This window comes from Hyphomonas atlantica corrig., from assembly GCF_000682715.1.
GTDB lineage: Bacteria > Pseudomonadota > Alphaproteobacteria > Caulobacterales > Hyphomonadaceae > Hyphomonas > Hyphomonas atlantica.
Genome location: NZ_AWFH01000056.1, coordinates 1 through 13542 on the forward strand (window position 1 = coordinate 1; position 13542 = coordinate 13542).

Consider the following 13542-nt stretch of genomic DNA (forward strand, 5'->3'; position numbering starts at 1 on the left):
AAATCATCAGGCGGAGCGCCACGGCGCCCGCTGCGCCAGGCTCTTTGAGCCAAAAAGAGATACCCGGATGGTTTCGGCCAGTCCGGATGTTTGTGCTGGAGGGAACATCGCAGGCCCCCACCTGTCCTCCCCCTTGCAAAGGGGGAGCTAGAGGGGGATCGCGATGGCATGGCCATCGCCTAGGCCGCGACGAGGCGGACGCGTTCGCCCATGATGCCATTGGCGCGGCGGGCCTTGACGCATTCAAAGCTCCCCGCACGGAAGGCCCGGCAGGCTTCCGGCCGGTCTTCATAGATTCCGCAGGCCGCCTTGCCGTTCGACAGGTCCAGATGCACGCAATGGCCGCACTCGAACTTTACAAAGGTCTGGCCCTGTTCGGAAAACAGGCTGTCCGCGGGCAGGCTGCGCCCGGCATCCCACGGCAGCAGGGAGAGATAGCGGGGGTTCCGGCTGAAACAGCAGGCGCCGCAGGACACACAGTCGAACGACGAATCTGACATGGAATATTTCTGGCTCCACCGCCTGGCCCGCGCCTGTCGCAGCTCCCGGCGGCGGCGCGATATGCGCCCGAATGCGGCGTCTGGCAAGCGGGAATTTTTTGCGCGTGGGAGGCTCGCGCCGCGCAACCTTTGTCGCGCGCTGGCGTTTGTCTCACAACTCAATCCTGAAAGTCTCAACCCATGTTCACCCAGCTCAATCCGCCCATCCCCCTGACTGTGAAAGATCGCGGTGAGGGCTATGCCATCGGCGTCATCGATTATGGCCAGGAGCACAATCTCATCTGGGTCACGATCATTACCGAAACGGGCGAGATCTGGTGCGCGCCCAATCCTTCTGTGCGCGGCGTGGTCAACTGGACCATGAACCGCCCGCGTCCGGCCATGGAAAGTCCTCATTGAGCGCGTGAATTGCGTCTCGCCCTGATGAACCAAATCGCAAGGTACGCGTTATCTGAAGACTGCTTGCCGGAGGAAAGGATCCCCGCTGATGAAACGTCAATTGATTGTCCCTGCTGTTGCCGCCCTCATGCTCGCCGCCTGTTCGGGTGACGCGCCAGATACACCAACGCCGCAAGACCCAGTGCAGCCCTATGCGGATGATGTCGATATTACGCCGCCCGTAGAGGCTGACTCCGATATGGATGACAGCGAGAGCTATACCGAGACAATGGACCGGGACCAGATGGTGACCTCCGGCCCGAACGTCGTGGACACGCTGGCCGCAGATCCGCGTCTGTCTACGCTCTATGGTGCGGTTGAAGCCGCGGGCCTGGACGAGACGCTCGCAACCGGCGGGCCCTATACCGTGTTCGCGCCTACCAATGAGGCCTTCGACGCGCTGCCCGAAGGCCAGCTGGAGGATTATCTCCGCCCTGAGAAAGTCGATCGTCTGGTCCGCATGCTGGAATATCATATTGTGGACGGCGATCTCCGCGCCTCCAACGTGCCCGCAGAGGAAGACGGCGTGCCGACGCCCAGCCTGAACGGGCTCGACCTGTCCCTGCGCGACATGGGCGGCGGCGAGCTGATGATCAATCAGGCAAGCATACTGGAAAGCGATATCGAGGGCGGCAACGGCGTCGTTCACGTGATCGACTCCGTGCTGGTTCCCCGGGAAAGCGAATAGGGAAACGCCATTGCAGCGGATGTGAACAAATAGCGAAAACGCAAGCTGTTCTTAACCCTCCATCCTGATAGGGTGGAGGGCATGACAGCGACGATTCGAATTCTGGGGATTGATCCCGGCCTGCGCCATACGGGCTGGGGCGTTATCGAGCAGACCGGCGCACGGCTTGCCCATATCGCACATGGGGTGATCTCGGTGGACCCGAGTCTTGCCATGTCAGAACGGCTTGGCGGCATATTCGAGGCCGTCGGCGAACTGGCCCGGCATTATGGTCCTCATGCCTCCGGCGTTGAGGAAACGCTCGTCAACGCCAACCCGCGCTCGGCGCTGAAACTTGGCCAGGCGCGCGGCGCGGCAATGGCGGCGCTGTCCATGGCGGGGGTGCCGGTCGCGGAATTCGCCCCACGCAAGATCAAGCTGGCGATTGTCGGCACGGGCACGGCAGACAAGGATCAGGTGGCCTTCATGGTCAAGCGCCTGTTGCCCCGGGCGGGGGAGATGAAATCGGATTCGGCGGATGCGCTGGCCTGTGCGATCTGCACGGCGCACCATCTGCCGCTGGATGTGAAGCGGGGCGCGGCATGATTATTGGCAGGTTGACTGGCACCGTCGCCGCCCTCGGCGCGGATCATGTTCTGATTGATGTAAATGGTGTCGGCTATGTCTGCATGGCCGGCGCGCGACTCCTGTCGAAACTGCACGCAGGCGACGATACGGTGCTGCATGTCGAGACCAAGGTGAGCGAAGCGGCAATCACGCTGTATGGTTTCGGTACGGATGAGGAGCGCGCCTGGTTTGTCCGGCTGCAGGATGTGCACGGCGTTGCAGGCAAGGCGGCGATGGCAATTCTTGATGCGATCACGCCGGCCGAGCTCATGGATGCAATCGCGCTTGGTGATGCGTCTGTGCTGACGCGTGCAAAGGGCGTGGGCAAGAAACTGGCTGAGCGCATCACGGGCGAATTGGCCGGGAAGCCACCACCAATGGGGCGGTTCGGTCAGTTCGAAACGGCCAGGGTGGCCGGACTTGCGAGTACGCCAGTGGCCGCTGCGACAGGTGCGCGCAGCGAAGCGATCTCGGCGCTGGTCAATCTTGGTTATGCCCAGGCTGATGCCGCGCGCGCAGTGGCCAGTGCGGCAAAGGATGCGGGCGATGAGGATGTCAGCCAGCTGATCAAGGCGGCACTGAAGGAGCTCGCGAAATGAGCCGCGAGGGCGCTCTGTCTGATCCGAACGCGCAAGGCGGCGACGCGCTGGACCGCGCGCTGCGACCGCAAGCGTTTGACGATTATGTCGGCCAGCGCAAGGCGAAGTCGAACCTAAAAGTCTATGTTGATGCGGCGAAGAAACGCGAAGAGGCGCTTGATCATGTGCTTCTGTTCGGGCCGCCGGGGCTGGGGAAAACAACGCTTGCGCAGATACTTGCCAAGGAAATGGGCGTAGGCTTTCGTGCGACGTCAGGCCCAGTCATTGCCAAGGCCGGTGATCTTGCGGCGATCCTGACAAATCTTGAGCCGAACGATGTTCTGTTCATTGACGAAATCCATCGCCTGCCGCCGGTTGTCGAGGAGATTCTCTATCCGGCAATGGAGGATTACGCGCTGGACATCGTGATCGGCGAGGGGCCGTCGGCAAGGTCTGTGCGTCTTGATCTTGCGCCCTTCACACTCGTGGGCGCAACGACCCGGGCGGGACTGTTGGCGACACCTTTACGCGACCGGTTTGGCATTCCGCTCAGGCTTGAGTTTTATGAACCCGAAGAACTCGCGCGCATCGTCATGGCGGCGGCGCGTAAATTGACGGCTCCGATCACAGAGGATGGCGCGATCGAAATCGCCAGCCGCGCGCGTGGCACGCCGCGCATCGCGCTGCGCCTGCTGCGCCGGGTGCGTGACTTTGCCGAAGCAGATGGCGGCACGATCACCAAGGAAGCGGCTGCGAGCGCGCTGAAACGACTTGAGATCGATTCAGACGGCCTGGATGCGCTGGACCGTCGCTATCTGCACGCGCTGGTGAAGACGTATGCGGGCGGGCCTGTAGGCGTGGAGACGCTGGCGGCGGCCCTGTCTGAAGCGCGTGACGCGGTGGAAGACGTGATTGAGCCCTATTTGATGCAGAAAGGCTATGTCGCCCGCACGCCGAGGGGCCGGGTTGCAGCGCCGCTGGCCTATGAGAGGCTTGGCCTGCCCAATCCCGGCGGGCAGCAGTCTGGGCTATTCGGCGAAAAATAGTCGATCCCGGGCGTGCGCAGCCACTACGTATTTCCCCCGATTCCGATGTAGCGGGCGTCATGAGCACATGATTGGCAGACACAGCCAATCAGGGAGAATTTCTCTATGTCTCATACGCCGCACGAGCTCGCCGAGGAATTTCCGGACGCCGCCGACCGAATTCATGAGCTGAAGCAGACGGATGCGCATTTCGCCCGTCTGGCGGATGAATACCATGAGCTGAATCGCCAGATTCACCGCATCGAAACCGATATTGAGCCCGCCAGTGATGCGTTCCAGACGCGGCTGCGCAAACAGCGGATGACGATCAAGGACGAGATCAACCGCATTCTGGGCGCAACGGCCTGAACAGCACGGAGAGGAGCGGGCAATGGGAAACCTCAGCGTTGATGCCCTGGCCATTGCGGCGCTGGTCGGATTCGCCACCTTGCTGCTGATCGGAGCGGGCCTGACGGCTTGGCTCTGGAAGCAATCGGGCAAGTCCGAAGGCGACCTTTAAGCCATCAAACTGCTATTTTTCCCCTTATTTGCGAATTAGGGGAAGACTCTTCAACCTAATGGTGTTACTAGAAATGCAATCGATTGTAGTGGGGACTAGCAATTGGCACATTCATTTGCAGGACTGGCAGGCGAATTTCCCGATGTCATCGCGGAAATCTTCGAACTGACCTCAACCGATCCGGAATTCCGTCGCCTTGCCGAGGAGTTCGAAGACGTGACGCACGCCCTGGCGGAGGCGGAATCCAGTATCGAGGATGACGCGTTCAGCAATCGCGAGGCGTTGCAGGCGCGGCGGGATGAGCTGCGCGAGACGTTGTGCGCCATTCTGTGTGACATGACCGGCGATGCGCAATGGTGCGACCAGGTTCCGCTGGAATCCCCCGCGCGTCGTTCCCGCCGGTCTGCCGCCTGACATTTGACGCAGCACGTGCGGCCGGCATGGCGGGGCCATCCGGGCGCAAAAAGGCAAATTCCGATCAGTTCGGGCGATTCAGGGCGGGGCGCGGGCAATGCGCGCGGCGCCGGGCAGGGGGCGTTCCCCTTTGGCATGGCCCGCCCATGACGCATCCACGGCCAACCGCGAGGGGCATGGCAGCAACGCCGCAAGGCAGGCGGGCAGGTCGCTGGCGAGGCTGGGCCGTTCCCAGCGCGCGGACCATTCCGGCAGAACACGCCGCACCGGCGCATCAGCAATATAGCGAACGCGGATTTGCCCGGTCCGCGTAACCGTCACCCATATGTTCCGCTTCACCTTCCGCTGCACGGCGGCAAGGCGCATAAGGTTCCACCACAGAATGGGCCAGCAAAAGGCCCAGACATGCTGGTAAAAGGGGCGGTAGCGCGGGTCCATGAGCCAAGCATGGCATACCCGCTTATCAGACGGATTGGCGCAGCGCGATCAGTTTCGTGAAGGGAAGATGCCCTGTGTCACGACGCATTGTTTGAGGGCGAGATAGGGCTGCATGTTGTTGCCCACGGAGGAGTCGGCCAGCGCATCGCCATCTCCCGTATCGGCCAGCGCCGGGGCGGCCACGTCAGTCTCAACGCCGCCGCGCTCACCCAGACGGCGCTCTGTCAGGCCGGGGCCCTGGCCTGCGCCGACGACAACCCGCCCGCGCAGATCGGGCAGGGCAAATGTGGTGCGCCCATCCCCGCCATACATGGTGCCGAGCAGGGAGAAGAGGGCGGTGTTCTGCGAAATCGGCAGCAGGCGGCCATCCGCCTCCAGCGTGCCGCGCGGGCAGAAATTGAAGCCGACGGTCAGGATCTCGCCGAGATATTCGTCCGGGCCGGCCTGCGCCGATGGCGCGGCCAGTGTCGCCGTGATGATCGCTGCCGTGAAAATGGAAAGCCGGGCCATGTCGTCTCCTCCCCTTTATGGATGGAAATCAGTCTACGCAGCTTTGGGGGCACGGCAAGGGGGGGCGTCGATTGCCATCAACACCGCATCCCCGGCGGACGCCGGGGTCTCCCGCGGTGAGGGCGGGGCGCCAGCCGCAGGGGACTTCGCGCCCTGCGCTTGCGCTTGGGCCTGCTGCGGGGCGAATGCAGTGCATTCGCTTCATCCCTTCGCAGCGCCGGAGATGCGGAGAGAGGGAAGTTTGTCATCCCGGAAAGCGCGCAGCGCTTATCCGGGACCCATCCTGCCGAAAATCACCCATGCTGCTGAGTCCCGGATATTTGCTGCCGCAAATTCCGGGATGACAAGATTGAGACGTGGAGGGAGTGGCGGGTTACGCTTCGCTAACCCGCCCTACGGGGGGTGGCGAGGCGCTAGTAATGCGGGGGCGGCCGGTCCACGGGGGCGGCCTGGCCAGCGGATTGCTCGGCGTCCGCTACGCGCTCGGCAAGGCGCGCCACCTGTCGCTCCAGCCGCTCGATCAGCTTCCATTGCGCCGTGATGGCGGCGTTGAGATCCTCAATCGTCTGGTCCTGATGGACCACACGCATTTCAAGCTCGTCGAGGCGGGATGAGGTGTTGGATGTGTCTGACATGATGGCGGGACTAGCTTCGGCGCCGGTTTGAGGCAAGGATATTTGAAGGTTACGAGACCGTTAGGCCCTCTGTCCCGATTCCAACGGCCCGACATCGCTCCCAAGGTTCGATTTGCGGGCGCGTAAGTGAGCTTAGGCGGGATTGGAGGGCTAAACATAGACAGAAGTTTAAAGATTCTTGGCGCGCGAATCATAACCGGACCGTGCTACGCAGCCGTATGATCTTAATGTTGATTGACCTATTAAAGTACCGGCTGCGCATTGATCGTTACGGCAACGATCCTTACAAAAATCATATGTCAGCGGGGTTTGATAGCGGCATTCCTCAAAGTGTGATTGAGCAGCTAGATGTCGGTGACATGATATTCACGCAGAAACGCAACAGCATATTGTCTTGGGGCGTTATGTATTTCACCAAATCCGACTGTGATCACTGTGTCCTGTACGCTGGCGATAACAAAATAATGCATATGACTCTGGGAGGCATGAGGCACAGCAGGATCGATGTGTTATTCAACAACACATTACTGCTACCGATAAAGCTTACTATGCCCGATGGTGGTCCGCCTTACGGAATGCGCGAACCCGATCGTGACTACGCTACTGAAGAGCGGAAAAGCCCGATTCCCAAGTTTAAGCACGTTAAGCACTCGCAAGCTGCTGCTAAATTTCGCCTAGTTTTGGCGGGTATAAAAATTCATCTCGGATTCGACCCAAGCATATTTCGGTGGAGTATGTTGATAGACAACGTCCTCGTTGCTTCTCTCTTGGCTCTAACGCTTTATTTTACTGTGCCATCAATTTGGAAATGGCTACCCATCGGCCTTATCTCGGCCTTTCCGTTTGTCATGGTCGGCTCCCACTTTGCGTTGAGCAAACTTGGCGTCTCATTTCGGAGGGGAACAAGGCTTGAACGCGAAAAATGGAATCTTCTTCGTCACGGAGCTTTAGCCGTGTACGATATAAATCGCGTTCCTAGGGCATGGATAAACGCAATCTATCGAAGAGACTAATTTGCTAAATTTAGCGTTTAACGGCAAAGTTCGCCGTCAGCGCACCAAACGCTGCTCCGACTACAAGTTTCATTAAATCAAGTAGCGCTGCAAACAGTGATGTTATACGGTCACCACCCGTGTGGTCCGCCCAAATTGAGGTGAAGATAAGCGCAATAAGAAAAATAAGCGTCAGGACCAAATAGGCATTAACGACCGGCGGAAAGCCAAACAGAGTAAGTCGCCAACTTTTTGAATTCTTATTTTTTTTCTCTTCAAACATTATCGTGAGCTTCCAAAACCTTCGAATAAGGGATGCCTGCATACTGTAGAGGAAAACACGGGCGCGCTTTCACTTCTGCTCCAAATAAATCTCTCCACCCTTCTCCATAAATTCCCGGCTCTTCTCTTCCATTCCCTTACGCGCCTCAGCGGCCTGCTTCTCCAGGTCGTTCCGCTCGTTCTCCGACATCCCTGCTGCATACTCCCGCACTTCGGCGGTGATCTTCATCGAGCAGAATTTGGGGCCGCACATGGAGCAGAAATGGGCGACCTTGTGGGCGTCCTTGGGGAGGGTCTGGTCGTGGAAGTCGCGGGCGGTTTCGGGGTCCAGGGAGAGATTGAACTGGTCTTCCCAGCGGAATTCGAAGCGTGCGCGGGAAAGGGCGTCGTCGCGGATCTGCGCGGCGGGGTGGCCCTTGGCGAGGTCGGCGGCGTGGGCGGCGAGCTTGTAGGTGACGACGCCGACTTTCACATCGTCCCGGTCCGGTAGGCCGAGATGCTCCTTGGGCGTCACATAGCAGAGCATGGCCGTGCCATACCAGCCGATCATCGCCGCGCCGATGCCGGAGGTGATATGGTCATAGCCGGGCGCGATGTCCGTGGTGAGCGGCCCCAGCGTATAGAAGGGGGCCTCGCCGCATTCGCGCAGCTGTTTCTCCATGTTCACCTTGATCTTGTGCATGGGCACATGGCCCGGCCCCTCAATCATCACTTGGCAGCCCTTGTCCCAGGCGACCTTTGTCAGCTCACCAAGGGTTTCCAGCTCAGCGAACTGGGCCGCGTCATTGGCGTCTGCAATCGCGCCGGGGCGCAGGCCGTCGCCGAGGGAGAAGCTGACATCATAGGCGCGCATGATGTCGCAGATGTCCTCGAAATGTTCGTAGAGGAAGCTTTCCTTGTGGTGGGCCAGCATCCATTTCGCCATGATCGAGCCGCCGCGCGAGACGATGCCGCACACGCGGTCTGCCGTCAGGTGGATATAGGCGAGGCGCACGCCGGCATGGATGGTGAAATAGTCGACGCCCTGTTCGCACTGTTCGATCAGCGTGTCGCGATAGACTTCCCAGGTTAGGTCTTCGGCGACACCGTCCACCTTTTCCAGCGCCTGATAGATCGGCACCGTGCCGATCGGGACGGGGCTGTTGCGGATGATCCATTCGCGCGTGTTGTGAATGTTGCGGCCGGTGGACAGGTCCATCACATTATCGGCGCCCCAGCGGATGGCCCAGACCATCTTGTCGACTTCTTCCTCAACCGAGGAGGCGACGGCGGAATTGCCGATATTGGCATTGATCTTTACAAGGAAGTTCCGGCCAATGATCTGCGGCTCCAGCTCGGCATGGTTGATATTGGCCGGGATGATGGCGCGGCCGGCGGCGATTTCCTGGCGGACGAATTCCGGCGTGATGAATTCCGGGATGTGCGCGCCAAAGCTTTCGCCCTGTGCGATCTGCTCTGCGGCGCCCTCTGCGGCTTTCGCGCGGCCAATGTTCTCGCGCGTGGCGACATAGATCATCTCTTTCGTGATGATGCCTGCCTTGGCGAATTCGTATTGCGTCACCTTGTGACCTGGCAAGCCGCGCAGGGGCTTGTGCTTCACGGGGAATTCGCGGGCCAGATATTTGCCGGTGGCGCCGCCATTGTCTTCCGGCTTCACATCGCGGCCGTCATATTCCTCGACGCCGCCGCGCTCCAGCACCCAGGCGCGCCGGTCGCGGGCGAGGCCTTTTTCGACATCAATGGTGACGGACGGATCGGTATAGGGGCCGGACGTGTCATAGACGGGCACGGCAGGCTCGTTCGCGGAGGGGTGAAGGTTAATCTCGCGGTGCGGCACGGCGATGTCCGGCGCATCGGCGGGATGGGAGTAGACCTTGCGGCTGGCGGGCAGGGGACCGGTGGTGACTTTGGGGGTCTCGAACTGGCTTTGATCGGCGGGCTTGTTCATGGGGCATCCTCGCGAGCGTTGAGGCCTGCACCATTCGGCATGGGGGGAATCCGGGCAGATTTGCCCATTGTCGCATTCCGTCCCTACGCCGGCGCAAACCGGATCAGGTTCAAAGGGTGCTCGGGCGGCATCAGCCCAATCTCAGCGCTTACCAGACGCGCCCCTCGGATGCGGTGCAAACTAGTCCAATCACGTGGCGATTGAAAGAGGGCTTTCTGCCGATGGCGGTCTGGCGGCTTTACGGGGTCTTCGACCAGCCCGTCACATCAATATATGTTTGCTCGTCACCAAGACGGAATTCGAGATGCGAGTCCGTCTTCGCCTTCGAGGCGTAGAACGCGTTGTAGGCCTCAGCCGCGTCGCGGGCGCGCGCATTGCGCTGATCGAGCAAGTCTTCGCGCAGCTGGGTCACGATATCACGCCGGTCGCGGTCCACCCGGAAGTCCTCAATTGCCAGTTTGATCTGATTGGCCTGACGGTCAGAATACTGCGCCCACTGGCCCATGACTCTCGCGCGATCATAGAGGAATTGGGTTTCACTTGCGGGGCAGGCTTTCGCGAGCGACGAAAGGCGATTCTTCGCAAACTCGACCCGCCGATCATAGACGGCGAGATTCTGGTCGTAGAATTTCAGATCGTCCTCGGCTCCCAAGCCAGCGGTTCCGAATTTCGAAGAAGCCTCCAGCAGCGTGACCCAGAATCGGCCTTCCACCTCGTCTGACAAACGCGGCGTCTCTCCATAGGGGCATACAGCGGGGGCGCCTCCGGTCAGGCTTGGCTCGACAAGACCGGACTCCGCAAGCAAGATCAGGTGGGGCAGGAACGTCAGGCCCAGGGCGTTGCGCGCATGGCCCCACGCCCAGAAGCTTTGCTCAGCGCCGCTTTCGTCTGTGTAGGTGAAAGGCTGCATCTTGGAATCATATGTGTCGGAGGCCTGGCGCAGCATTTCGAACGCGAAGTTGATCTGCTCCATCTTCGCAACGGGGTCGGTTTCGCGTGCCACAGCCGATGTCATCAGATGGATAGACATTGCGATGCCCTGATAGTCGTTGGGGCAATTCGCGAAGTCAGCTTTCAGATCCTGGTATACGGCGCCGGTGTCCACGTTTTCGCCTGCAGCCTGAAGGGATTGCAGCTTGCGCACCAATTGCTGGTGATGGTCAGCCGGGCAATCGGCCAGCGCGGCTGGAATGAAGCAGGCGGTCGCGGCCAGCAGGGCGGCAAGTTTCAGGCGCATAAATCCTCCGGGAAAGCGTGGGTCGGGAGAATCTAGCCGGTGTGCTGCGCTTTGCGAATACCTTGTTTTGCCGGGGTGTTGTGGGTGGCACTCACTGTGGCGACAAAATAGTTAGCAGAATTACTAAGTGACTTGACGCCTCTGCGCGCTTCGAGATAGATAGCTGTATGGCTAACTATTCTTCTTCCGATTCATCCGCCCTCAACCGGGCCTTCCACGCCCTCGGGGATGCCACACGGCGCGGAGTTCTGGCGCAACTGGCGCTTGGCGAGGCGCCGGTGTCGAAACTGGCCGAACCCTATGACATGGCCCTGCCGACCTTCTTGCAGCACCTCAAAGTGCTGGAGGCTGGCGGTCTGGTGTCCAGCCGCAAGAAGGGACGGGTCCGGCTTTGCCGACTGGAAGCCGCCCGTCTTGCGGAGCTGAAGAACTGGATCACGCAATATGAACAGGCCTGGTCTGCACGGCTCGACCGGCTTGATGATTTCCTGAACGAGAACGACCCCAACAAGGACACCTGACATGACCCATCACACCGCTCAGCATGGAACTGCTACGCTTGAAAAAGGCCTGTCGGCCTCACCCGCGCGCGTCTTCGCCGCCTGGGCCGATCCAGACCAGCGCAAGGTCTGGGGATCGCCTTCGGATGAGATCGACATGCGTATCGATGCAGCTGACTTTACCGTAGGCGGAGAAGATGTGACGACCTGCCTTGCGGGTGGTGAGGCCGTCGCTGTGGTGCGCGGGCGGTATCACGATATCGTGCCGGACAAGCGGATTGTCTATACGGAGATCATTTCTTCCATGGATGCGCTGGAAGGAGCCTGCCTTGTTACTGCAGAGTTCCTGGCCGAAGGGGCGGGCACGCGTCTGGTTGTGACCCTGCAAACCGTCGCTTTGGACGGATCAACCTTGCTGGAAGAGGCTCAAGAAGGTTGGGGCAGCGCATTGATCCGGTTGGAGGAATTGCTGCAGGCAGGATGACAGGGAGTGGAACCGCGTTGGTCCCCAATCATTGGCTTACAAGACAAAGCCAGATTGGAGACCAGCATGTCAGACGCCCCAACAGTTATTATCACCGGCGCCGGATCGGGCATCGGCGCGGCAACCGCAAAGCGCTTTGCTCGCGATGGCTACAATACGGTTCTCAATGGTCGGACCCGGGAGAAACTGGAGTCAATCGCCAGCGAGATTGAGGGTGACCGGGTAAAAATAGTCGCTGGAGATGTGTCGAAGGTTGAAGACGTCGATTCTTTGGTTGCCGAGACCCTTGATGGGTTTGGTCGCCTGGACGTGCTGGTCAACAATGCGGGCATTGCGCGTGGGGGGCGACCGGGAAAACTGTCACGCGACGACTTTCAGAAGATGCAGGACATCAATGTCGGCGGAATCTTCAACACCGTTACAGCGGCGCTTCCACACCTGAAAAAGTCGAAGGGCAACATCGTAAATGTGTCGTCTGTCTCCGGTCTGGGAGGGGATTGGGGCATGTTCGGATACAACACGTCGAAAGGCGGTGTCAGCCTGATGACCAAGGGTATGGCGCTGGACCTTGCTGGTGAGGGTGTCCGCGTCAATGCGGTCGCGCCAAGCCTGACCAGGACGGACATGGCCGATGGCATCATGGATGATGATGGATTGCTGGAGCGCTTCCTGCAGCGAATACCAATGGGGCGGCCCGGCGAACCTGAAGACGTTGCGGACGTCATCGCCTTCTTGGCAAGCCGGGATGCGCGTTTTGTGACAGGTGTCGTCCTGCCGGTGGATGGCGGCGTATCGGCGTCAAACGGCCAGCCGCAATTGGGGTAGGGGCCTGGCCACTGCGGAAACTGCAGTTGTTTAATGCCTGAGGGCGATTTGTTAACCTTATGGCGACACCGAATCGCCATGTTGGGCGCGAACCCGATGACGGAGACGTGCCCAATGGCTTTTACCGCGACGTTCGGTCCTGCCGAGGAGACCAAGGCGAAGTCGAAATACAAGACGTTCAAGGTGGACCTCTGGGCAACGGATCTGAATCCGACCGAGATTGGCATCATGAAGCGGACCCAGCACGAGGCTGCGTCTGATCAGTTCACCAAGGACATGGAAATTTTCGGGCAGGTCAAGGATGGCCGCGAGCGGACGGGGATTCTCGCCTACCGGAAGGAATTGTGGAAAACCGAAGAGGGCATGAAGCGCCGTCTTGTGCTGAAGCTTTTCTCTGAAGGCATGCATTGGCGCGGGACCGCCGAACTGCTGATGGGGCGCTCACTCCAATTGAGCATTGGGGCGAAGGGCGTTCCGGTCCCGGCTTATTCCGTCAATATCAGTCGCCACGACCAGATCATTCAATTGGAGCGTTCGGCGCATAAATGGCCCTTGTTTCCGGAGAAATTTTCCTTCTTCATCGATACGAAGAATGGGCCGCGTTTCTACCGTCTCCGCCGCAATGTGATCGGCATTGGCGCGGATTACAGCCTCTATGATGACCGGGGCCGGAAGATCGGCAGCCTTGACCACCGGATCATCAATCTGGGTGGTTCCTGGATCGTGAAGCTGGATGCGGCCGAGAGCTACGCAAAGCTGGAGGCCGTGCTGCAGATATTCTGTGCCCTGCTGAAATTCAATGGATCTGCGCGCAGGCATGTCGCGAGAGAGGTCGAGCAACTTCACATGGGGCGGGCCGTGCGTGAACTTGATACACAGGAACGTAATCTTTATCTCAACCCGCGCCGCAGGCGCTGATCGC

The 13542-nt window shown here is 59.9% G+C and carries 20 protein-coding genes and 1 riboswitch; of the genes, 13 read left to right on the forward strand and 7 right to left on the reverse strand.

The annotated features are described in order from the left end of the window. Nucleotides 1-179: 179 nt before the first annotated feature. The gene (locus tag HY36_RS13935; RefSeq protein WP_035554143.1) at nt 180-500 is read right to left on the reverse strand and encodes a YkgJ family cysteine cluster protein; all 321 of its coding nucleotides are present in this window, start codon (nt 498-500) and stop codon (nt 180-182) included. 180 nt (nt 501-680) lie between these two features. On the opposite strand from HY36_RS13935, the gene HY36_RS13940 reads away from it, so the two are divergent. The 8 genes from HY36_RS13940 (at nt 681) to HY36_RS13970 (ending at nt 4769) form a co-directional block, all read left to right on the forward strand. Beyond that, nucleotides 681-899, forward strand: a complete 219-nt coding sequence (locus HY36_RS13940) for a hypothetical protein (RefSeq protein WP_035554145.1) — start codon at nt 681-683, stop codon at nt 897-899. Nucleotides 900-987: 88 nt separating this feature from the next. After that, nucleotides 988-1626, forward strand: a complete 639-nt coding sequence (locus tag HY36_RS13945) for a fasciclin domain-containing protein (protein ID WP_051602817.1) — start codon at nt 988-990, stop codon at nt 1624-1626. An 81-nt stretch (nt 1627-1707) separates the two neighbouring features. After that, a complete protein-coding gene (gene ruvC, locus HY36_RS13950; protein WP_035554146.1) occupies nt 1708-2211 on the forward strand; it encodes a crossover junction endodeoxyribonuclease RuvC in 504 nt (167 codons plus the stop codon). Beyond that, a complete protein-coding gene (ruvA, locus tag HY36_RS13955) occupies nt 2211-2831 on the forward strand; it encodes a Holliday junction branch migration protein RuvA (RefSeq protein ID WP_035554528.1) in 621 nt (206 codons plus the stop codon). The genes ruvC and ruvA overlap by 1 nt, the downstream gene beginning before the upstream one ends. Continuing rightward, nucleotides 2828-3856, forward strand: a complete 1029-nt coding sequence (gene ruvB / locus HY36_RS13960; protein WP_035554147.1) for a Holliday junction branch migration DNA helicase RuvB — start codon at nt 2828-2830, stop codon at nt 3854-3856. The genes ruvA and ruvB overlap by 4 nt, the downstream gene beginning before the upstream one ends. Before the next feature lie 105 nt (nt 3857-3961). Further along, complete coding sequence (locus HY36_RS13965) at nt 3962-4204, forward strand: YdcH family protein (protein WP_035554149.1); 243 nt, start codon at nt 3962-3964, stop codon at nt 4202-4204. A 22-nt stretch (nt 4205-4226) separates the two neighbouring features. After that, nucleotides 4227-4355 (forward strand): hypothetical protein, encoded by a 129-nt coding sequence (locus tag HY36_RS18830; protein WP_272982692.1) that lies wholly within the window; start codon nt 4227-4229, stop codon nt 4353-4355. 102 nt (nt 4356-4457) lie between these two features. Then, the gene (locus HY36_RS13970; protein ID WP_035554151.1) at nt 4458-4769 is read left to right on the forward strand and encodes a hypothetical protein; all 312 of its coding nucleotides are present in this window, start codon (nt 4458-4460) and stop codon (nt 4767-4769) included. Nucleotides 4770-4847: 78 nt separating this feature from the next. Here HY36_RS13970 and HY36_RS13975 read toward each other — a convergent pair whose 3' ends face one another. The 3 genes from HY36_RS13975 to HY36_RS13985 all read right to left on the reverse strand — a co-directional run bounded on the left by HY36_RS13975 (nt 4848) and on the right by HY36_RS13985 (nt 6352). After that, on the reverse strand, nt 4848-5207 hold the full coding sequence (locus tag HY36_RS13975; RefSeq protein WP_035554153.1) for a hypothetical protein: 360 nt from the start codon (nt 5205-5207) through the stop codon (nt 4848-4850). 48 nt (nt 5208-5255) lie between these two features. Next, a complete protein-coding gene (locus tag HY36_RS13980; protein WP_035554155.1) occupies nt 5256-5717 on the reverse strand; it encodes a phage tail protein in 462 nt (153 codons plus the stop codon). Between the two features lie 413 nt (nt 5718-6130). Then, on the reverse strand, nt 6131-6352 hold the full coding sequence (locus HY36_RS13985) for a SlyX family protein (protein WP_035554157.1): 222 nt from the start codon (nt 6350-6352) through the stop codon (nt 6131-6133). Nucleotides 6353-6555: 203 nt separating this feature from the next. Here HY36_RS13985 and HY36_RS13990 point away from each other — a divergent pair, with 203 nt between their 5' ends. Beyond that, nucleotides 6556-7365 (forward strand): hypothetical protein, encoded by an 810-nt coding sequence (locus tag HY36_RS13990; protein WP_155841940.1) that lies wholly within the window; start codon nt 6556-6558, stop codon nt 7363-7365. Between the two features lie 10 nt (nt 7366-7375). On the opposite strand, the gene HY36_RS13995 is transcribed toward HY36_RS13990, so the two are convergent. The 3 genes from HY36_RS13995 to HY36_RS14005 all read right to left on the reverse strand — a co-directional run bounded on the left by HY36_RS13995 (nt 7376) and on the right by HY36_RS14005 (nt 10811). Then, the gene (locus HY36_RS13995) at nt 7376-7627 is read right to left on the reverse strand and encodes a hypothetical protein (RefSeq protein ID WP_155841942.1); all 252 of its coding nucleotides are present in this window, start codon (nt 7625-7627) and stop codon (nt 7376-7378) included. Nucleotides 7628-7696: 69 nt separating this feature from the next. Further along, entirely contained in the window at nt 7697-9574 is a 1878-nt protein-coding gene (gene thiC / locus HY36_RS14000; RefSeq protein WP_035554163.1) for a phosphomethylpyrimidine synthase ThiC, read from the reverse strand. Between the two features lie 63 nt (nt 9575-9637). Further along, nucleotides 9638-9749, reverse strand: a riboswitch (TPP riboswitch). Nucleotides 9750-9812: 63 nt separating this feature from the next. Further along, nucleotides 9813-10811: a hypothetical protein gene (locus HY36_RS14005; protein ID WP_035554165.1), complete on the reverse strand. Its 999-nt coding sequence runs from the start codon at nt 10809-10811 to the stop codon at nt 9813-9815. Between the two features lie 167 nt (nt 10812-10978). Between HY36_RS14005 and HY36_RS14010 the strand changes: the two genes are divergently transcribed. From HY36_RS14010 to HY36_RS14025, 4 genes are all read left to right on the forward strand, one after another. Next, nucleotides 10979-11332 (forward strand): ArsR/SmtB family transcription factor, encoded by a 354-nt coding sequence (locus HY36_RS14010; RefSeq protein ID WP_035554168.1) that lies wholly within the window; start codon nt 10979-10981, stop codon nt 11330-11332. 1 nt (nt 11333) lies between these two features. Further along, nucleotides 11334-11795, forward strand: a complete 462-nt coding sequence (locus HY36_RS14015; protein ID WP_035554170.1) for an SRPBCC domain-containing protein — start codon at nt 11334-11336, stop codon at nt 11793-11795. Between the two features lie 66 nt (nt 11796-11861). Then, nucleotides 11862-12620, forward strand: a complete 759-nt coding sequence (locus HY36_RS14020; RefSeq protein ID WP_035554172.1) for an SDR family NAD(P)-dependent oxidoreductase — start codon at nt 11862-11864, stop codon at nt 12618-12620. Between the two features lie 114 nt (nt 12621-12734). Continuing rightward, complete coding sequence (locus tag HY36_RS14025) at nt 12735-13538, forward strand: hypothetical protein (protein WP_155841944.1); 804 nt, start codon at nt 12735-12737, stop codon at nt 13536-13538. Nucleotides 13539-13542 lie beyond the last annotated feature (4 nt).